The organism is Oryzomonas sagensis, assembly GCF_008802355.1.
GTDB classification, from domain to species: domain Bacteria; phylum Desulfobacterota; class Desulfuromonadia; order Geobacterales; family Pseudopelobacteraceae; genus Oryzomonas; species Oryzomonas sagensis.
On the sequence record NZ_VZRA01000001.1, the window covers coordinates 1,432,490 to 1,451,425 of the forward strand.

Annotated in this window: 22 protein-coding genes and 1 riboswitch; of the genes, 13 read left to right on the forward strand and 9 right to left on the reverse strand. The window is 60.9% G+C overall.

Features of this window, described 5'->3' with window-relative positions; genetic code table 11:
- Positions 1 to 55: 55 nt before the first annotated feature.
- Both F6V30_RS06605 and F6V30_RS06610 read left to right on the forward strand, forming a co-directional pair.
- Positions 56 to 1,177, forward strand: coding sequence for a methyl-accepting chemotaxis protein (locus F6V30_RS06605; RefSeq protein WP_151156050.1), 1,122 nt, complete (start codon positions 56 to 58; stop codon positions 1,175 to 1,177).
- Positions 1,178 to 1,497: 320 nt separating this feature from the next.
- Positions 1,498 to 1,917, forward strand: a complete 420-nt coding sequence (locus tag F6V30_RS06610) for an Rrf2 family transcriptional regulator (RefSeq protein WP_151156052.1) — start codon at positions 1,498 to 1,500, stop codon at positions 1,915 to 1,917.
- 367 nt (positions 1,918 to 2,284) lie between these two features.
- On the opposite strand, the gene F6V30_RS06615 is transcribed toward F6V30_RS06610, so the two are convergent.
- Complete coding sequence (locus F6V30_RS06615) at positions 2,285 to 2,632, reverse strand: rhodanese-like domain-containing protein (protein ID WP_151156054.1); 348 nt, start codon at positions 2,630 to 2,632, stop codon at positions 2,285 to 2,287.
- Between the two features lie 175 nt (positions 2,633 to 2,807).
- On the opposite strand from F6V30_RS06615, the gene F6V30_RS06620 reads away from it, so the two are divergent.
- On the forward strand, positions 2,808 to 3,059 hold the full coding sequence (locus F6V30_RS06620; RefSeq protein ID WP_151156056.1) for a hypothetical protein: 252 nt from the start codon (positions 2,808 to 2,810) through the stop codon (positions 3,057 to 3,059).
- 202 nt (positions 3,060 to 3,261) lie between these two features.
- Here the strand turns inward: F6V30_RS06620 and F6V30_RS06625 are convergent, their stop codons facing one another.
- From F6V30_RS06625 to cobU, 8 genes are all read right to left on the reverse strand, one after another.
- A complete protein-coding gene (locus F6V30_RS06625; RefSeq protein ID WP_151156058.1) occupies positions 3,262 to 3,888 on the reverse strand; it encodes a CAP domain-containing protein in 627 nt (208 codons plus the stop codon).
- A 343-nt stretch (positions 3,889 to 4,231) separates the two neighbouring features.
- Positions 4,232 to 4,546, reverse strand: coding sequence for a YajD family HNH nuclease (locus F6V30_RS06630; RefSeq protein WP_151127753.1), 315 nt, complete (start codon positions 4,544 to 4,546; stop codon positions 4,232 to 4,234).
- Positions 4,547 to 4,587: 41 nt separating this feature from the next.
- Positions 4,588 to 5,190: an alpha-ribazole phosphatase gene (cobC, locus tag F6V30_RS06635; protein WP_151156060.1), complete on the reverse strand. Its 603-nt coding sequence runs from the start codon at positions 5,188 to 5,190 to the stop codon at positions 4,588 to 4,590.
- 36 nt (positions 5,191 to 5,226) lie between these two features.
- Positions 5,227 to 5,964 (reverse strand): adenosylcobinamide-GDP ribazoletransferase, encoded by a 738-nt coding sequence (cobS, locus tag F6V30_RS06640; protein WP_151156062.1) that lies wholly within the window; start codon positions 5,962 to 5,964, stop codon positions 5,227 to 5,229.
- Complete coding sequence (locus F6V30_RS06645) at positions 5,961 to 6,383, reverse strand: PPC domain-containing DNA-binding protein (RefSeq protein WP_218043308.1); 423 nt, start codon at positions 6,381 to 6,383, stop codon at positions 5,961 to 5,963. Before F6V30_RS06645 ends, cobS begins: the two co-directional genes overlap by 4 nt.
- A 28-nt stretch (positions 6,384 to 6,411) precedes the next feature.
- The gene (thiC, locus tag F6V30_RS06650; RefSeq protein ID WP_151156064.1) at positions 6,412 to 7,719 is read right to left on the reverse strand and encodes a phosphomethylpyrimidine synthase ThiC; all 1,308 of its coding nucleotides are present in this window, start codon (positions 7,717 to 7,719) and stop codon (positions 6,412 to 6,414) included.
- Between the two features lie 23 nt (positions 7,720 to 7,742).
- The gene (gene cobT, locus F6V30_RS06655) at positions 7,743 to 8,798 is read right to left on the reverse strand and encodes a nicotinate-nucleotide--dimethylbenzimidazole phosphoribosyltransferase (protein WP_151156066.1); all 1,056 of its coding nucleotides are present in this window, start codon (positions 8,796 to 8,798) and stop codon (positions 7,743 to 7,745) included.
- A 40-nt stretch (positions 8,799 to 8,838) separates the two neighbouring features.
- Positions 8,839 to 9,372, reverse strand: coding sequence for a bifunctional adenosylcobinamide kinase/adenosylcobinamide-phosphate guanylyltransferase (gene cobU, locus F6V30_RS06660; protein WP_151156068.1), 534 nt, complete (start codon positions 9,370 to 9,372; stop codon positions 8,839 to 8,841).
- 133 nt (positions 9,373 to 9,505) lie between these two features.
- Positions 9,506 to 9,694, reverse strand: a riboswitch (cobalamin riboswitch).
- 333 nt (positions 9,695 to 10,027) lie between these two features.
- Here cobU and groES point away from each other — a divergent pair.
- The 10 genes from groES (at position 10,028) to cysK (ending at position 18,929) form a co-directional block, all read left to right on the forward strand.
- Positions 10,028 to 10,315: a co-chaperone GroES gene (gene groES / locus F6V30_RS06665; protein WP_149306724.1), complete on the forward strand. Its 288-nt coding sequence runs from the start codon at positions 10,028 to 10,030 to the stop codon at positions 10,313 to 10,315.
- A gap of 166 nt (positions 10,316 to 10,481) precedes the next feature.
- Complete coding sequence (gene groL, locus F6V30_RS06670) at positions 10,482 to 12,128, forward strand: chaperonin GroEL (protein ID WP_151156070.1); 1,647 nt, start codon at positions 10,482 to 10,484, stop codon at positions 12,126 to 12,128.
- Positions 12,129 to 12,463: 335 nt separating this feature from the next.
- On the forward strand, positions 12,464 to 12,781 hold the full coding sequence (locus F6V30_RS06675) for a cupin domain-containing protein (RefSeq protein WP_151156072.1): 318 nt from the start codon (positions 12,464 to 12,466) through the stop codon (positions 12,779 to 12,781).
- Positions 12,782 to 12,905: 124 nt separating this feature from the next.
- Positions 12,906 to 13,856 carry a ferrochelatase gene (hemH, locus tag F6V30_RS06680; RefSeq protein WP_151156074.1) on the forward strand — a complete coding sequence of 317 codons (951 nt, stop codon included), beginning with the start codon at positions 12,906 to 12,908 and terminating at the stop codon, positions 13,854 to 13,856.
- An 82-nt stretch (positions 13,857 to 13,938) separates the two neighbouring features.
- Positions 13,939 to 14,358, forward strand: a complete 420-nt coding sequence (locus F6V30_RS06685; RefSeq protein ID WP_151156076.1) for a hypothetical protein — start codon at positions 13,939 to 13,941, stop codon at positions 14,356 to 14,358.
- Positions 14,359 to 14,436: 78 nt separating this feature from the next.
- Entirely contained in the window at positions 14,437 to 15,009 is a 573-nt protein-coding gene (locus F6V30_RS06690) for a peptidylprolyl isomerase (RefSeq protein ID WP_151156077.1), read from the forward strand.
- A 55-nt stretch (positions 15,010 to 15,064) separates the two neighbouring features.
- On the forward strand, positions 15,065 to 16,516 hold the full coding sequence (locus F6V30_RS06695) for a DUF4139 domain-containing protein (RefSeq protein ID WP_246163276.1): 1,452 nt from the start codon (positions 15,065 to 15,067) through the stop codon (positions 16,514 to 16,516).
- 63 nt (positions 16,517 to 16,579) lie between these two features.
- The gene (locus F6V30_RS06700) at positions 16,580 to 17,305 is read left to right on the forward strand and encodes a ComF family protein (RefSeq protein ID WP_151156078.1); all 726 of its coding nucleotides are present in this window, start codon (positions 16,580 to 16,582) and stop codon (positions 17,303 to 17,305) included.
- 142 nt (positions 17,306 to 17,447) lie between these two features.
- Positions 17,448 to 17,924, forward strand: coding sequence for an RrF2 family transcriptional regulator (locus tag F6V30_RS06705; protein ID WP_149306717.1), 477 nt, complete (start codon positions 17,448 to 17,450; stop codon positions 17,922 to 17,924).
- An 81-nt stretch (positions 17,925 to 18,005) separates the two neighbouring features.
- Complete coding sequence (cysK, locus tag F6V30_RS06710) at positions 18,006 to 18,929, forward strand: cysteine synthase A (RefSeq protein ID WP_151156079.1); 924 nt, start codon at positions 18,006 to 18,008, stop codon at positions 18,927 to 18,929.
- Positions 18,930 to 18,936: the final 7 nt, after the last annotated feature.

Genomic DNA, 18,936 nt, shown 5'->3' on the forward strand with positions numbered 1-18,936 from the left:
ATTGGTTTTGACGATTTGAATACCAGTAAACATTTTTCATAAGGAGACAGCAATCATGGGTATATTCGGAGGCGCGAACAAACGGGAGATTGAGGCTAAGGACGCGGAAATCTCCAAACTGGAGCAGATGATGGACAATGTGGACAACATCGTCATGCTCTGCGATACGACGACCGATAACAAGATCTTCTACATGAACAGGAAGGCCAAGGAACTGCTCAGCCGGCACCGCAGTGAACTCAACGCCGGGTTGGGCGGGGCCGATGCGGGCAATGCCTTCGGTAATTCCATCCACCAGTACCACAAGGACCCTTCCCGTATCCGCCGCTTGTTCGGCAATCCCCGGACGGATTTGCCCCACACCGCCGAGATACCCATCGGCAGCGTCACCCTGCGGACGACGGCCTACCCGGTTTGGGATAGCCTGGATTCCTCCAAGGTCTTGTGCTATATGGCCTGCTGGAGCGACATTACGGCCGAGAAGGCGGTGGTGGAACATCAGCGCCGGGAGATCGAGCGCAAGAACTACCTGGAGACCAGGGTCGAGCAGATCGCCACGGCCATGGAAGAGATGAGCATGACCGTCAACGAGGTGGCCCGCAACACGACCAATGCCTCGGATTCGGCCGCCAACGTCGCCGCAAATGCCTACGATGGGCAGAAGATCGTCAACCAGGCGGTCAGGGAGATGCAGAAGGTGGCCGAGATCGTCCGCAGTTCGGCCGCCATCGTCGGCGACCTGGGGGCGAAATCGGAAAAGATCAGCGAGTTTGTCACGGTGATCAATGAAATAGCCGAGCAGACCAACCTGCTGGCCCTCAACGCGGCCATCGAAGCGGCCCGCGCCGGTGAACAAGGCCGCGGGTTCGCCGTCGTCGCCGACGAGGTCCGCCGCCTGGCGGATCGCACCATGGCATCGACCAAGAAGATCGGCGCCATGGTCGCGGAGATTCAGACCGGAGCCGCCGAGGCGGTGGAGTCCATCGAAAAGGGGAAGAACGAGGCAGAAGGGAGCGAGCGTCTTTCCAAACATGTGGAGGAATCCTTGAATGGGATCGTCGTTTCCATCGATCAGATCAAGGACGTGATCTCCCAGATTGCCACCGCATCCGAGGAGCAGGCTGCCACGGCAACGGTCATTGCCGGCAATCTCGAAGAAATCTCCCACGGGGGGTGATGCCGTTCCCCGGCACCCCGGCGCATCGCGGCCGCTCGGCAGAACGGAGCGCCGTCGTCTCGTCGGTTGGGAAGTGGCCGCAAATAGGGAAGAAGCGCGCAGACGACGTCCCTGGTACAAGAGATACATGTACCAGGGAAGGTCCGAAGGCCGCTTCTTGTGTTTATGGACTCCTCGGCTAATCCCGGGGAGTTTCTGTTTCAGCGGTGCTGTCAGGGACAGGGCGCTGCGCGTATGGCGCGGGAGGGGGCCCGTTTGCGTCCTTGGCGGCCATGGAGATAATGCTTGCTTTTTTATTCTGTTACTAATATAGTAACAATATGCCGAACAACACGCAATTCTCCATAGCGGTGCATATCATGACCGGGCTCGGCTACAAGGACGGTGCGGACATGACCTCCAGCAGCCTGGCGAGGAGTGTTAATACGTGCCCCAGTTTTGTTCGGCGGGTTCTTTCCAAATTGTCCAAGGCGGGGCTGGTTCATACGACTACCGGCAAGGCGGGGACCTGTACGCTGGCCAAAAAAGCGAGCGAGATATCGTTGTTTGATATTTACGAGGCGGTGGATGCGCCGAAAGCCTTTTCAATCCATGGCTATGACGTCCAAAAACCATGCCCCGTGAGTTGTAATATCAAGGCTGCCCTGGAGAGGGTCTTGGAAAAGACGCAACTGTCGGTTGAGGAGAGTCTGAAGAGCATTACGCTTGAAGAGGTCGTTTCAGACGTCAAGAGAGTGTGATGCTTGGGGGCATGACTTGTGACGCTGAAGGTAGCGATTTTTGAAGATTCACTATAGCTTGGTTTGCCGCAACGAGCTTTCCCCTCTTCGCGGTGGCCAACGGTCACCGGTGAAGGTAAGCTGGGAATCAAGCCTGCAGGCTTGATTCCAAATCCGAGAGAAAGGAGGAACGGTCATGTTTACCGAACGCTTCAGGATTCGTCCCGTATCGCATTGTAAAGAAGGTTGCATGCGTTAGCCTGCCGCTCTCCGCGGCAGGCGCCTTCCGATCCCCCTGCCGTTCCTGCGGCAGGGGGATTTTTCGTCCGGCAACGGGCACCACGTTTCAGTGGGAAGGTGCCTCTGAGGAGCACTCTCCTCGTGACGGCTACTTCACAATCGGCCTGCCCAACTCCTTGGCCGCGTTCTCCACGGTCCCCAGGTTGATGATGTCCTCATAGCCCGCCTTTTTCAGCACATCGAAGGCAAGGGCGGTTCTGCGGCCGGTGCGGCAATAGAGATAGATTCTGGTCCTTTTATCCCCTGCCACCGTACCGATGCTTTCCCCGATCCGCTCGTGGGGGAGCAGCCGCGCCCCTTCCACATGCCCCGTATTCCATTCCGCTTCGGTCCTGACGTCGATAACCACGGATTCCCTGCCGGCACCAAAGGCTGTTGCGACGTAAAGCGCCAGCACGAACGTCAGGTACATGAACATGGTTTTTGCCATTTTCATTGTACGATTCACCTCCTTAATCCGCTCTGATAGTCGTTTGCACCCTGTAAACCACTGTAGCCACAAAAGACCGGATAATTCAAGAGGCTCAGGAAAACGTTAAACAGGGGGCTCTATCCAGACGGCAAATGGAGTATACTTTAAGTATGAATGAATGCCGGTGAGGAGTTCAGCCATGACCATCGAAATGAGAAAAGCGCGGGCAAAGATACTGAAACGGATATTGAATTCCCTGACGGTAGAGATCAGCGAACTCAAGGCGCGGGGAGAATCCGACACCGAGGAGCTTGATCTCGCTCGGAACGCCATCACGAAATTCTGCGACAAGCTGTGGCCCCTGTCCCTGGATACGGTCAAGATCAGGCACGCCCACCACGGCGCCAGGGGGCATCGCCACCATGGCCACCCCATGATGCGCGCGGCATGATGGGGGTGACAGGGGGGAAGAAGGTGAACTGCATCTGGTAATCTGCGGAGGCGGATTTTGGACGCCTGGGCCGCCACGCCGGCGAGAATGGCGCCGCCGGCGCTGCTCATGGCCGGGAACTGTGCGCCGGGCGGCCGATAAAACCTCCATCGGAGCGCCGGGCGTCCGACTTCTTCTCTCCGTGCCCCAAATGGATTGCCGCCTATTCTTCATACTCCCTGAACGTATCCGCAAAATCGATGACGCACATGCCTCCAAAGCCCGGATGAGGGCCGCAGGCGACCCCGGCGGTCCTGAAAACCGCGCTGAAGGTGTTCTTGCGATGCCCCCGGTCCGGCACCCCGTCGTCGACGATCAATTGCATGACCATGTTCCGGGCCTCGCTGGGGCCATAGCCGATATTCTCGGCGATCTGCCGGTTCCATTTCCCGTGCCGGTCGATCCGCTCCCGCATGCCGTGACTCTCCAGTCCGGTGTGGCCCGTGGCGCCGGAGCGCCCCTGCTCCTCCGCCAGTTCGGCCGCTGCCGCTGCCAGCCCGTCCGACCAGGCAAGGGGCGGCTGGGGTTTCAGGCGGGAGAGGTAGCGGATGGCCTCATCCACGGCCTTGACCCCTTCACGGGTCTGCATGCGCGTGTCGCTGCCCGGCAGCAGGAAATAGGTGCCCCGGAACCGGTTGCGGAACTCCCGCAGAAAGGCGGCATAGGTGCGCGGTGCGGTGCGGGCCAGGTTGATCTCTCCCAGGACCTGCGCGGCCAGGGTGTGATCCAGGGCCGCTGCCGGGGGGGCCAGCGCCAGAAGCAGAACGATGGTGGAACAAAGAAGTCTCATGTTTCGAAACCGCCGGTAAATAGCATGGTGCTTTTGTTTGAATTATACTTCATTAAAATACAATAAACAAAAAACAATAGAACAGAGGACACGGGTCTTCGTGCCGTTTGTCCCCATATTCGGGAAAATGCAGCAGTTATGGCTGGGGAGGCTTGCGAACAAGGCGCCGATTCGATTGACATGAACGACAAACGTTGCAGACGTCTGCCGGATGTTTTCAATTACCGTGTGGTGAACGTAGTGCCGGGCTTTGCTGCGACGGGCTATTTTCAGGTGGAGGTCCTTTGGCGGACCGCCGACCGCGAGGATTCTGGCCGCGGGGAGTTCGGCAAACAGGGGCAACCTATTTGCTGAGATAGTCCCCCAGCAGATCCCGGCTGTGCTCGTCCTCGTGGCAGTGGGCGCACAGGTTTTCCCAGTTGCTGCCGTCGGCAGGGTTGTTGTTGTGGTTGCCGTCCTTGTGGTGGACGGTCAGGAGGTGCAGGTTGGCCTGGTCGAATTCCCGGCCGCATTTGGCGCAGATCGGGCCGTGGATCTTCAAGGACTTTGTCCGGTAGTTGGCGCTGCCCTCTGTCTGCCGCCGCATGGCCTCTATGCGGGCCGCGGCTTCGGCGGCCGAGGGGAGCTTGACCGTGACCGGTCGTTTTGGGGGTGCCATGGTGAAATTCCTTTCTCAAAAAATGTTTCGGCAACGGCCGCTCACCCGTTCAGGAGCTTGACCGTGGCCCTGCCGTCGACATAGTAATCGATGATGTTCAGGCAGCCGTAGTTCTGTTCGATGTTGAACATCCCGGCCAAGGGTGCGCCGATGGCGCTCAAGAGCACGATACGGTTGACCCCGCCGTGCCCCACCACCAGTATCTCCTGCCCCTTGTGGCGCTCCACGATCTCCCCGATGACCGGCATGACCCGCGCCTCCACATCCAGCAGGTTCTCGCCCCGGGGCACCCGGTAGTTGACCAGGTCGTTCAGCCGCGCCTGCCATTCCATGGGCCAGCGCCGGGCGATTTCCTTCCAGGTCAGGCCCTCCCAGACGCCGATGTTCAGTTCCCGTAACTCCGGCCTCTTCACCGGTTCGATGCCGAACTGGCCGCAGATGATATCCGCGCCGATGGCGCAGCGCGACAGGTCGCTGGTGTAGCAGGCCGAGAGCGGTTTTCCGGCCAGGCGCTCCTTGAGAACATGGTACTGCTCCAGGCCGACATCGGTCAAGCCCACGTCGGTCTGGCCGTTGTAACGGGGCTGGTCGTGCCCTTCCACCTGGCCGTGGCGGATGAGGTAGATGCGGGTTGCCGGGGTCATGTCTGTATGGTTCCTTTCAAAGGTAGTCCGGGGGGATCAGGAAAACCTGATGGAGATGACCACCAGGGCCGCGATTTCGGCCAGTTCGCTGATGCAGCCCAGCACGTCGCCGGTCAGGCCGTCCAGCCGGCGCTGGAAGTAGCAGCGCAGCGCCACGGTCAACAGGATGACGGCGACGTAGGCGGAGAGGCCGGTAAGGGGCGGCAGCACAAATGCCGCTGCCAGGGTCAGAGCCAGGGCGGCAATCAGCCGCGCATTGCCGGTGCCCTGGATGAAGACCGCGCCCAGCCCCTCCTTGCGGGCATGGCGGGCGCCGGTCATGGCGAGGACCTGGGCGCAGCGGGCCAGGGCCGGAAAGAACAGCAGGGCCTGCATCTTGATGCTGGCCGGCACTGCCAGCAGGGCCTGCCATTTCAGGAGCAGGTCGAGGACGATGCCGACGACGCCGACTGCGCCGACCCGGGAATCCTTCATGACCTCCAGGAAGCGTTCCCGGCCGCCCCGGGCCGCGATGCCGTCGCATACGTCGGCCAGGCCGTCCAGGTGCAGGGCGCCGGTCACGGCGGCCAGGGCGGTCACCAGCAGCGCGTCGGCCAGCGGCCGGGCCAGCCAGGGAGTGATCAGCCAGTTGAGCCCGGCCAGCAGGGCGCCGATGGTCAGCCCCACCAGGGGGAAGACCGCCGTGGAACGCCCCAGGTCCCGGGCCTCGCAATTCACCTTGAAAGGGAGCGGTATGATGGTCAGAAACTGGAAGGCGACAAGATAGGGCTTCATGGCGTTACTTCGACGGGAGAGGTGATGACCAACTCCGCATAGCCGGTGGCGGTGTCGTGGCGGCGTGAGAAGCGCACGTCGGGCAGGATCGCCAGAACGATCTCTGCCGTTGTCAGGACGATGCAGCCGTCCAGCAGGTGCCCGCCCAGCACGCGGCCGGTGCTGTCGGCAAAGGCTATGTGCAGGTGCGGCCCCTGGGGGGAAAGGGTGCCGGAGAGGGAAACGATCTCCAGCGGCCCCTCGATGATGGTGCCGCCGCCTGAGCCGGCCAGCCGCAGGGCCGCCCGGCTCAGGCAGCCTGCGCAGCTGAGCACGCAGGCTGCCGGCAGTTCCCGATCCTGGAGCAGGCGGGATAAGGAGTTGCGAATGTCATCCCCCGGCCGTAGCCTGAGCGACAGCGATGTGATGGAACTGTACACGGAGTCTCTTTTCCTGCCGATGTGATCGTCAGATCTTATCCTGTTTCAGGTCATCTGCAAAGAGCTTTCCTGCGCCCCGGGAGGCACAGAAGTTGCCGCACATGGTGCAGGTGGCGCTGTCCTCGGGTATCCTGCTGGCGCGGATGGCCCGGGCGTCCTCGGGATAGAGGGCCAGTCGGAACTGCTTTTCCCAGTCCAAGTCGCGGCGGGCCTTGGACATCTCCTTGTCCCGTTCCCGCATCCTGTCCGGATATTTGTTCATGTCTCCGATATAGGCAGCGATCTTGGCGGCCTTGACCCCCTGGCGCACGTCATCTTCGTTGGGCAGGGCCAGGTGCTCGGCCGGGGTGATGTAGCAGATCAGGTCGGCGCCGAAGCGGGCCGACTGGGCCGCGCCGATGGCCGAGGTGAGGTGGTCGAAGCCGGGTGCCACGTCGGTGGTGATCGGCCCCAGCATGTAGTAGGGCGCACCGCCGCTCATGCGTTTTTGCAGTTTGATGTTCCCCTCGATCTCGTCCAGGGGGACATGCCCCGGCCCCTCCACCAGCATCTGGCACCCCATGTCGCGCCCCAGTTCGGCCAGTTCGCAGTTGATGACCAGCTCCTGGATCTGGGCCCGGTCGCTGGAATCATGGATGGCCCCGGCCCGGAGGCCGTTCCCCAGGGAGAGTACGGTGTCGTATTTTTTCAGGATCGCCACCACCCGGTCGAACTGCTCGTAGAGCGGGTTTTCCCGATTGTTGGCCAGCATCCAGGCCACCATGGAGACCCCCCCTTTGGAAACCAGGCCGCCGTAACGGTAGCCCTGCTTTCTGAGGCGTTCGATGGTGGAGAGGTTGATGCCGCAGTGCACCGCCATAAAGGCCATGCCGTCGGCGCATTGCCGCTCGATCAGGTCGAAAAGCTCTTCGGGGTCGAGCCGGTTCGGGTCGCCGTATTTGCGGGCCGCCTCGCAGAATGCCTGATAAAGCGGTACGTTGCCCACAGGGAGGTCAACACAGGCGATCACCTCGCGCCGTACCCGGTCCAGGTCGCCCCCTACGGAGAGTTCCATCAGGGTATCGGCCCCGCTTTCCAGGGCGGCACGCGCCTTGGCCACCTCGGCCTCGTAGTCGATGATGTCCGAGGAGGTGCCGATGGAGGCGTTGACCTTGGTGCGCAGGCCAAAGCCGATACCGGTTGCCCTGGGCTTGCGGCCGTGGTTCCAGGGGATGACGATCCGCCCCTCGGCCACCGTATTGCGCACGAACTCCGGCGCAAGCGCCTCGTCTGCCGCCACTGCCGCCATCTGTGGGGTGATGATGCCCTCGCGGGCCGCTTCTATCTGCGTTTTCATGGTGGAATGATCCCCTTGTCCGGTTATAGTTGTTCCGCTACCCCAGCCTGCTCGAAGGTGGCCATCTCTTTCAAAACCTTGACCCCGGCTTCGATCAGGCTCATGGACAAGGCGGCGCCGGTGCCTTCTCCCAGGCGCATATTCAGGTCCAGGATCGGCGTGGCGCCGATCCGTTCCAGCATGAAACGGTGGCCGATTTCCACCGACGCATGGGCGGCAAAGATATAGTCGCGCACATTCGGGTGTAATTCCGAGGCGATCAATGCCCCGGCGGTGGAGATGAAGCCGTCCACCACAACCGGGATGGCATTGGCTGCGCATCCCAGCACCAAGCCGGCAATGGCGGCGATCTCCAGTCCCCCCACCTTGGTCAGTACGTCCAGAGGGTCCTTCGGGTCGGGGCGGTTGAGGGCCAGCCCCTGTTCGATGACGCGAATCTTGTTCGCCAGGGCGGCGTCGTTGATGCCGGTGCCCCGGTGGGTCAGCTCCTTGACCGAAATGCCGGAGATGGCGGCGATGATGGCCGAGGAGGGGGTCGTATTGCCGATGCCCAGTTCCCCCGTTCCCGCCATGGCAACCCCTTCCGCCTTGCACTGGTCGGCCTGGTCGATGCCGACCTTCAGGGCTGCCAGAGCTTCGTCGCGGGTCATGGCCGGTCCCTTGGCGAAGTTTTTGGTGCCGCGGGCCACCTTGCGGTCGATCAGGCCAGGGGCGCCGTTGAAGTCGTAGTCCATCCCCACATCCACCAGCCGTACCTCGACCCCGGCATGGCGGGCAAGCACGTTGACCCCGGCGCCGCCGGCCAGCATGTTAAAGGCCATCTGGGGCGTGACCTCTTTCGGGAAGGCCGAAACCCCCTCGTCGGTCACGCCATGGTCGCCGGCAAAGGTGAAGATGACCTTCTTCGTGGTGTCGGGATTCATGGTGCCGCTGATGGCGGCGACACGGCGCCCGAATTCCTCCAGCCTGCCCAGGGAACCCAGGGGTTTGGTCTTGTTGTCCAGTTTTGCCTGGGCCTGTTGCAGCAGTTCGGCGTTGACCGGTTTGATGCGTTCCAGCGTGGTCTCTAGGATGTTCATCGATAATCTCCTTTTGTGAGCTTGTTTGTTGAATGTGCGGCTATTTCAACCTGAGCGGTATCCCGCTGATGGCCACATACGCCTCGTCCGCCATGGCCGCCAGGAGTTGGTTAGCTTGGCCGGCGATGTCGCGGAAACGGCGCGCCAGGCGGTTTTCCGGCACGATCCCCTGGCCCACCTCGTTGGACACCACAATGACCGGGGTCCGCATCTCCCGCAGGGTGGCCGTCAGGCGGCGCACATCCTCCATGATGCGGGCCTCGGCGTCTTCTTCCCGCTCGTCGTAGTGAAAGAGCAGGTTGGAGAGCCACAGGGTGAGGCAGTCCACCAAAACCGCCTCGCCGGTGCCGTCGCAACGGGCCAGGGCATGGGACAGATGCAGGGGCTCCTCAATGGTCTGCCAGGCATCGCCCCGGCGCAGACGGTGTCTTTTGACCCGCTCCGCCATCTCGTCGTCCAGCGCCTGGGCCGTTGCCAGGTAGCAGAGCGGCGCGCCGAATTGTCGGGCCAGTTCCTCGGCGAAACGGCTCTTGCCGCTTCGCGCCCCGCCGGTAATGAAGATTGTTTTGGCCATACGTTCCTCGCGGCAGTTATTTGCGAACAACTCTTGACGAAAAAAGCCCCTGCCAAATGAACTCATGGGCAGGGGCTCGAAAATACCTGGATGAAAGTTGCTATCCGGCTCCGGCCCCTCGTTCCACGGAGGTCCCAAAAGCATCGGCATGGCAGGTTTCCTGGCTTGGGGATCATTCCTCTGCCGCGCCTTCCCAGGTTTCCCCAGTGGCGTTCTGCGGCATCGGTCCCCCCTTACAGTTGCGGGACAGCGAGGGAGTTGCACCCTCTTCCCTTTTAACCGCGCTGATCACGAGCGCGGCACCAGACCGGTTGATAAACAGTTGCGGATTTTGTACCAGACGGCACGGCAATTGTCAAAACGGAAAGTAAAGAGCGCAACGCCCTTGTTGCGGTTTTACCGATAGTTGCCCGTATTTATTTGCATATTTAATTTGCCTGCGCCGGGTAGTACTGCGATGCCTGCCACGCCGGGGTGGGGCGGCGGATGAAGCCTTTTCGGCAAGCATGACGGTCTGTTGGGAAAAAAATTATCACACCCCTTGATTTTTACCCCCCTGTTGATTATATTCCCCTACGTTAGCACTCGGTCGTTGCGAGTGCTAATCTTGTCTATGATTTTACACCACCAACGGTAATAGAAAGGAGAAGGACACATGAGTTTGAGACCACTTCAGGACCGCATCCTCGTCAAGAGGGTCGAAGAAGAAACCAGGACGGCTGGGGGGCTCTTCATCCCTGAAACCGCTAAGGAAAAACCGCAGCGTGGCGAGATCGTGGCTGCCGGAAACGGCAAGAAGACCGAAGACGGCAAGGTTTTGCCGCTGGACGTGAAGGTGGGGGACAAAGTCCTGTTCGGCAAATATTCGGGCACCGAGATCAAGGTGGACGGTGAAGAGTTCCTGATTATGCGGGAAGAAGACATCCTGGCCATCGTAGAATAGAGCGGCTTCGCCAAAGGTCCATCTGCGGCGTTGCTTTCGTCGCGGGACACTCAACGTACCTCCGGTACGCCTCGCGCCCCGCTCCTTGCGCGCCTTGCATCTGGAGTCTTTTGCCGTGCCGCAATAAGATCACACCATAAAAATTTCATACATGGAGGAATAAAACATGGCTGCAAAGATTATCAAGTTCGACCAGGACGGTCGTAACGCCATTCTGAAGGGTGTCAACACCCTGGCAGACGCCGTTAAGGTTACTCTCGGCCCCAAGGGTCGTAACGTCGTTATCGACAAATCCTTCGGCGCGCCGCTGATCACCAAGGACGGCGTGACGGTTGCCAAGGAAATCGAACTGGAAGACAAATTCGAAAACATGGGCGCCCAGTTGGTGAAGGAAGTCGCTTCCAAGACCTCCGACGTTGCCGGTGACGGCACCACCACCGCCACGGTTCTGGCCCAGGCCATCTACCGTCAGGGCTCCAAGCTGGTCGCTGCCGGTCACAACCCGATGGAGATCAAGCGCGGCATCGACAAGGCCGTGGAAACCATCGTGGATGAACTGAAGAAAATCTCCAAGCCGATCAAGGACCACAAAGAGATCGCCCAGGTCGGCACCATCTCCGCCAACAACGACAAAACCATCGGCGACATCATTGCCGAAGCCATGGAGAAGGTCGGCAAGGAAGGCGTCATCACCGTCGAGGAAGCCAAGGCGATGGAAACCAGCCTGGAGACCGTGGAAGGGATGCAGTTCGACCGCGGTTACCTCTCCCCCTACTTCGTTACCGATCCGGAGCGCATGGAAGCGACCCTCGAGAACGCCGTGATCCTGATCCACGACAAGAAGATCTCCAACATGAAGGACCTGCTCCCGGTTCTTGAGCAGACCGCCAAAACCGGCCGCCCGCTGCTGATCATCGCCGAAGACATCGAAGGCGAAGCGCTGGCTACCCTGGTGGTCAACAAACTGCGCGGCGTGCTGAACGTCGCTGCCGTCAAGGCTCCCGGTTTCGGCGACCGCCGCAAGGCCATGCTGGAAGACCTGGCCATCCTGACCGGCGGCCAGGTGATCTCCGAAGAGGTCGGTTTCAAACTCGACCAGACCACCATCGAGATGCTGGGCCGCGCCAAACGCATCACTATCGATAAGGACAACACCACCATCATCGACGGCGACGGCAAGGAAGAGGCCATCCAGGGCCGCGTGAAGATGATCCGCGCCCAGATCGAGGAAACCACCAGCGATTACGACCGCGAGAAGCTTCAGGAGCGTCTGGCCAAGTTGGTGGGCGGCGTTGCCGTCATCAAGGTCGGTGCCGCTACGGAAGTCGAGATGAAAGAGAAAAAGGCCCGCGTGGAAGACGCGCTGCACGCTACCCGCGCAGCCGTTGACGAGGGCATCGTCCCCGGCGGCGGTGTGGCTTACATCCGCGCTCTCAAGGTGCTGGACGGCCTCGAGCTGACAGCCGAGCAGCAGTTCGGCGTCAACGTGGTCAAGGCCTCCCTGGAAGCTCCGATCCGCCAGATCGCCGACAATGCCGGCATCGACGCCTCCATCGTGGTGGACAAGATCAAGAACGGCAAGGATGCTTTCGGCTACGACGCCTCCTCCGACGAGTATGTCGACATGATCAAGACCGGCATCATCGACCCGACCAAGGTCTCCCGTTCGGCCCTGCAGAACGCCTCTTCCATCGCCGGCCTGATGCTGACCACCGAGGCTTTGATCGCCGAGAAGCCGAAGGAAGAATCCGCACTTCCTGCCATGCCGGGCGGCGGCATGGGTGGCATGGGCGGCATGGGCGGCATGTACTAATCGGGTAACGCCGCTTTTACGCAGCTCGGCGTTGTCTTCGTCAGTCACTCGTGCGGCGTAGCGCCCCTCATCCTATCCTTCTCCCAGGGGGAGAAGGGATACTGTTACCCTCTCCCTCTGGGAGAGGGTGGCCAAAGGCCGGGTGAGGGACTCCTCGCTCTTCCTCGGCGCCTTGATCTGACGAAAAATCGACGTTCCTGCTACTGGTATGAAAAAAGGAAAAGGCCGGAGACACCATGTCTCCGGCCTTTTGCGTTTAAACTATTGCCTGGGGGGAGTTTACATCATATTATGGCGCCGCTGGCAGACTCTATTGGCTGAAAGAGGGGGAGAACATGGAGCTGATCGGAAAAGCCCTGACCATGAGCGACCTGGTTGCCTATCAGGACGGTTCGGTGGTCAGCAAGACGTTGATCGACAAGACAATCGGAACGGTGACGCTGTTTTCCTTCGATGCCGGGCAGGGGCTTTCCGAACATACCGCCCCCTACGACGCCTTTGTGCAGGTGGTGGACGGCGAGGCCGAGGTGACCATCGAGGGGAGCCCCCAGACGGTGGGGGCCGGCCAGATGATCATCATGCCGGCCAACAAACCCCATGCACTCAAGGCGGTCAAGCCGTTCAAGATGCTGTTGGTGATGATCCGCGCGTAACCACATCCGCCACGCCGGTACGCCGGTACGCCGAATACGCAGGGGCGCGCAGAAGCTTTTTCCGTCGTATGCCGCTGTCCTTGGTGCAGCCTCCGTCGCCGCATGGTGGGAGAGAGAGAACAAAATGTCTGAAAAAACCGCCGTATTGCTGCTCCAGATGGGCGGCCCGGATTCCCTGGACGCCGTTGAACCGTTTCTCTGCAACCTGTTTTCGGACCGGGACATCATCCGTATCGGCCCGGCCTTTCTGCAGCCGGTGATTGCGCGGATCATCTCACACCGGCGCGCCAAGACGGTGGTCGAGTATTACCGCCGGATGGGGGGAAAGTCGCCCCTGCGTGAGTTGACCGAGCGGCAGGGCGCTGAGTTGGAAAAGGTTCTGGGGGAGCGGTATCGCTGCTTCGTGGCCATGCGCTACTGGAAGCCGGACACTACTTCCGCCCTGGCGGCCATCAAGCGGGAAGGCATCAGCCGGGTCGTGGCGCTGTCGCTCTACCCCCACTACTCCCGGGCTACCACCGGTTCCAGTTTCAACGAGTTGGAACGGGTGCTGGCCCAGGCAAAGGTGCGCTTCGATCTGAGCGCTATCCGCCAGTTCTACGATCATCCCGGTTATATCGGGGCCCTGGTTGAGAAGGTCGAACAGGGGCTGGCCGAATTTGCCGACCGAAGCGCCGTGCAACTGGTTTTCTCGGCCCACGGCCTGCCCCGGTCGTTCATCGATTCCGGCGACCCCTACCTGGACCATATCCAGGCCACGGTGCGGCTGGTGATGGAGCATTTCGGCGGCATCTCGCACCATCTGGCCTTCCAGTCGCGGGCCGGTCCGGTCAAGTGGCTGGAGCCCTCCACCGAGAGCACGATCGGGGAACTGGCGAAGGCTGGCTGCAGGGATCTGTTGATGGTGCCGCTTTCGTTCGTCTCCGATCACATCGAAACCCTCTACGAAATCGATATCCAGTACCGGGAAGAGGCACAGAAACTGGGCATTGCAAACTTTCGGCGCAGCGAGTCCCTCAACAGTTCACCGGCATTTATCCAGTGTCTGGCCGATCTGGTGCGTTCGTTGGAGTAGCACCCGCCTTTCGGAGGCTTTCCCTGTTTGCGGGAGAACGTTGCAAAAAACAGACGGTAACAATTTATAAGGAGGTAGGTTTATGAAAGCATTCGTTTCAACTCTGACGGTCCTGGTGGTGGCGCTGGCCATCGGGAGTATGGCACTCGCCGACGACCCCATGGGCGGCATGAATGGCGGCTGCGCCAAGTGCGCCCAGAACGCTGGCCAGTCCGCGCAGTTCAGAAAATTTCAGCAGGACACCCTGGACTTGCGCCAGGAAATGATGAACAGGCGTTTCGAGTTGCAGCGTGAAAACCTGAAGGGCGTCCCGGATGCCGCCAAAGTGGCGGCTTTGCAGGCCGATATCGCCGCAATCCAGGCCAGGATCGGTGCAATACGTGTCCAGAGCGGTCTCCCCACGAACGGAAAACGTGACGGTGAGTGCGTCGCAATGGGCATGGGGTGCGGCAGGGGCATGAATCCAGGCTGCAACGGTAAGCCGTGTCCGAACTGCCCCTGATGATGCCAGGTGGGGCAGCCGGGACCGGGCATATCTCGCGAACAAATTTATCGATCTATTATATGAAGGAGAACCGCAATGTTGAGAAGATCAATAGTGGCCCTTATGGCTGTTTTCATATTCGCCGGTATAGCTTGTGCCGCCGGCACGGCAAAGAATCCGGTTGTCCTGATGGAGACCAGCCAGGGCGCCATCAAGCTGGAACTGTTCGAAAAGGAGGCGCCCATTAGCGTCAAGAATTTCCTCGGGTATGTCAACAAGGGGTTCTATAACGGTACGATCTTTCATCGCGTCATCAACGGCTTCATGATCCAGGGGGGCGGCTTTACCACCGACTTCGTCCAGAAACCGACCGTCAGCCCCATCAAGAACGAGGCGACCAATGGCCTGACAAATGACCGCGGCACCATCGCCATGGCCCGTACCGGCATGCCGGACAGCGCCACTGCGCAATTTTTCATCAATGTGGTGAACAACCGCATGTTGAACCGCCCCAGCCCGGACGGCTACGGCTATGCCGTTTTCGGCAAGGTCATTGAGGGGATGGACGTGGTGGACAGGATCAAAGCGGTCAGGACCGGATTCCACCACGGCATGGGGGATGTGCCCGAACAGCAGGTGGTGATCAAGTCCGTGAAGGTGCTGAAATAGGCTGCGCGTCGGTACGTTGCGCAGCGTAACGCCCCAAGGGGCGAGGGGAGGGGATATGACGGTTCACTGGATTCGCACGATGATGGCGGCAGCGGCACTGGTTGCGGTAATGGCCCATCAGCTGTGGGGCGCCGGCGGCGAGGCGGCGGTGACCACCTCGACCATTGCCGAACAGACCGGCGTGGCGGTGACCATCTATAATTCCAGCCTCGGCCTGGTCAAGGACCTGCGCGTGCTGCACCTGCCCAAGGGGGGCAGCGAACTGCGTTTCATGGATGTGGCCACGGCCATTATGCCGGCCAGCGTCCATATCCGCTCGCTCTCGGACGCGGCCAGCCTGAATGTCCTGGAACAGAACTACGAGTACGACCTGCTCAGCCCGCAGAAACTGCTGGACAAGTATGTGGGCAAGGAGGTCAAGCTCTACCAGAAAAATCCCTACAGCGAGCGGGAAGAGGTGGTGACCGCCACGCTCCTCGCCAACAACGACGGGCCGGTATTCAGGATCGGCAACGAGATCACCTACGGCCATCCGGGGCGGGTGATCTTCCCCCAGGTGCCGGACAGCCTGATCGCCAGCCCAACCCTGGTGTGGCTTCTGGAGAACAGCCGTGAAAAGGCGCACACGGTGGAGGCCGCCTACCTGACCAGCGGCATCACGTGGCGCGCCGATTACGTCATGACCCTCAACGAACGGGACGACAAGGCCGATCTGGGCGGGTGGGTCACCATCACCAACAACAGCGGGGCGACCTATCGCAATGCCGTCGTCAAGCTGGTGGCCGGGGATGTGAACCGGGTTCGCGACGAGGTGCAGCCGCGCTATGGGGCCAAGAAGGCCATGAAGATGGAGGTGGCCGCTCCGGCGCCCCAGTTCAGGGAGGAGGGGCTGCTGGAGTACCACATGTACGCACTCCAGCGCCCCTCCACCATCAAGGACAACCAATCCAAGCAGATCAGCCTGTTTACCGCAGCCGACATACCGGTGCGCAAGGAATTGCTCCTGTCCGGCGCCTCCTATTACTATCAGGATGCCTACGGCGGCGATATCGCCAAAAAACAGAAGGTCGGCGTGTATATCGAGCTGGAGAACCGGGAGAAGAACCACCTGGGGATGCCGTTGCCCAAGGGAACCGTGCGGGTCTACAAAAAGGACGGCGACAAGTCGCTCCAGTTCGTGGGCGAGGATGCCATCGACCACACCCCCCGGGACGAAAAGGTGCGCATCAAGCTGGGGGATGCCTTCGACGTGGTGGCCGACAAGAAGCAGACCGACTGGAAGAAACGCGCCAAGGACAGCTACGAGGCGGCCTACGAGATCTCCATCCGCAACCACAAGAAAGAGGCCGTCGTGGTGCGGGTGACGGAACCGGTCCCGGGCGACTGGCAGGTGCTGAACTCCACCCATGACTACGTCAGGGCCAATTCCGGGACCCTGGAGTACAAAATACCGGTACCGGCGGATGGTGAAACGAAGCTGGCCTATCGGGTGTCAATGCGCTATTAGGCGAATGGTTCGCCCCCCGGTTTTCCTGGAAAGCCGGGGGCTCCCACTCTACGGTGACCTGCCGTGAACAAATTTTTCGCAACCTTCCTCGATGTTCTTTTCCCTCCGCTCTGTCACCTCTGCCGGGCGTTCATCCCCGATGCCGGCCCCGTGCACATCTGTCCGGCGTGCCGGGAACGGATGCCCGCCGTGGCCCATCCGCTCTGCCCGGTGTGCGGCATTCCCTTCCTGGGGGTGGGTGACGACCATGTGTGCGGCGCGTGCCGGCAGTCAAAGCCCGATTTTGCAGCTGCCCGGGCGGCATTGATCTACGAGGGGGAGTGCCGCGAACTGATCCACGCCTACAAATATCGCTATAAAACCCATCTGCGCCGCCCCCTTGCCCTGCTGACGGCCGCCCCTCTGCGGGATTTTGTCGCCGCATGCGCCCCGGAGCTGATCGTACCGGTGCCGCTGCACGTCCGGCGACTCAGGGAGCGTGGTTTCAATCAGGCTGTGTTGCTGGGCGAAACCTGGTCACGGGAATGGGGCATCCCCTTGGAGCGCGGCGCCATGCGGCGCATCCGGTGGACCGAACCGCAGATCACCCTGACCGCGGCGCAACGGCGCGATAATGTCAAAGGGGCCTTCGACGTCAGGGACGCCGCTGTCGTAAAGGGGCGGCGCGTGTTGCTAGTGGACGATGTCTACACCACCGGCAGCACCGTGAAGGAGTGTGCCCATGTGCTCACGGCCGCCGGCGCCGGCGAGGTGGTGGTCGTGACGGTCGCCAGGGCCGTGGAAAGTTGAGCCGAAGCCTGTGGGAACCCTCGTGGAAACCATCGTCGCTTTGTGTAGAATTTTGAAAGTATTTTGGTTAGTTTTGTTGACGTGTGCGGTGTATTTTTGTTATAGATGGTGGTACGTAACGATGTAACCTCCGGGAGGAACTATGCGTCTGTCAACAAAAAGTCGGTACGGCCTGAGGGCTCTTTTCGACATTGCCTATAACTGTGGCAATATGCCGGCCCAGATTCAGGACATCTCCCGCCGCCAGCAGATATCACCCCGTTATCTCGAACAGATCTTCCAGAACCTCAAGCGGGCCGGGATACTGAAAAGCAAGCGCGGGCCTCAGGGGGGATACTGCCTGGCCAAAAAGCCCGAGGAAATCACGGTTCTTGACGTACTGTGCGCCACCGAACTGGACGTGCTCCTGGTGGATTGCACCGGGGCGACGCCGAAAAAACGCAACCGCAAGACCGACTGCCCCTTTGAGGGACAGTGCGTGACCCAGACTGTCTGGGAAGAGGCCACCACGTTACTCAACACCCTGTTCTCCGGTATAACCCTCCAGACCCTGTGTCAGCGCGGATTGGATATGGGAATCAAGAAGGAGCAGGACCACCGCTTCATGTACTACATCTAGGGAACGCGGTTTTCCGCCATGTCCCGCACACCGCGGCCGTGCAGGAACCTGCGCCCGCAGACCTTATGCCAGGATAACAACATGCCCATTGCCATCAGCACAAATGCCATCGAACAGATCGGCGCCACGCCACTCGTGAAGCTTTCCGGATTGACGGAGGCGGGGGCGGCCGAAATCTATGCCAAGGTTGAATCCTTTAACCCTGGCGGCAGTATCAAGGACCGCATCGCCCTGGCGATGATCGAGCGGGCCGAGCAGGACGGCTGCCTCAAGCCGGGGGCGACGATTGTCGAGCCGACCAGCGGCAATACCGGCATTGGTCTGGCAATGGTCTGCGCGGTGAAGGGGTACCGGTTGGTGCTGACCATGCCCGAGTCCATGAGCATGGAACGCCGACGCCTCTTGACGGCTTACCGGGCCGAGCTGGTGCTGACGCCTGCTTCGCAGGGCATGAAGGGGGCGGTGCAAAAGGCCGAAGAACTGGCTGCCGAAAAGCACTGGCTGTTGCCGCAGCAGTTCAGCAATCCCGCCAACCCGGAGGCCCATCGCCGCACGACGGGCCCCGAGATCATCGCGGCGATGAAGGGGCTGAGCATCGACGGCTTTGTGGCCGGGGTCGGCACCGGTGGAACCATCACCGGGGTCGGCGAGGTGCTCCGCCACCACAACCCGGCTGTCCACATTGCCGCCGTCGAGCCGGCCGGCTCGCCCGTCCTGTCCGGCGGCCTGGCGGGGCCCCACAAGATTCAGGGGATCGGTGCCGGTTTCATCCCCGACGTGCTCAATACCTCGATTTATCAGGAGGTAATCGCCGTACCCGATGCTGAAGCCTACAGCGCTGCCCGCACCCTGGCGGCCAAACAGGGGCTCTTGAGCGGGATATCGAGCGGCGCGGCCCTGGTGGGCGCCGTGCGGGTGGCGAAAAAGCTGGGGGCCGGCAAGAACGTGGTCGTGATCCTGCCGGATACGGGAGAGCGGTACCTCTCCATGGAAGTCTTCGATTAACCGGTTG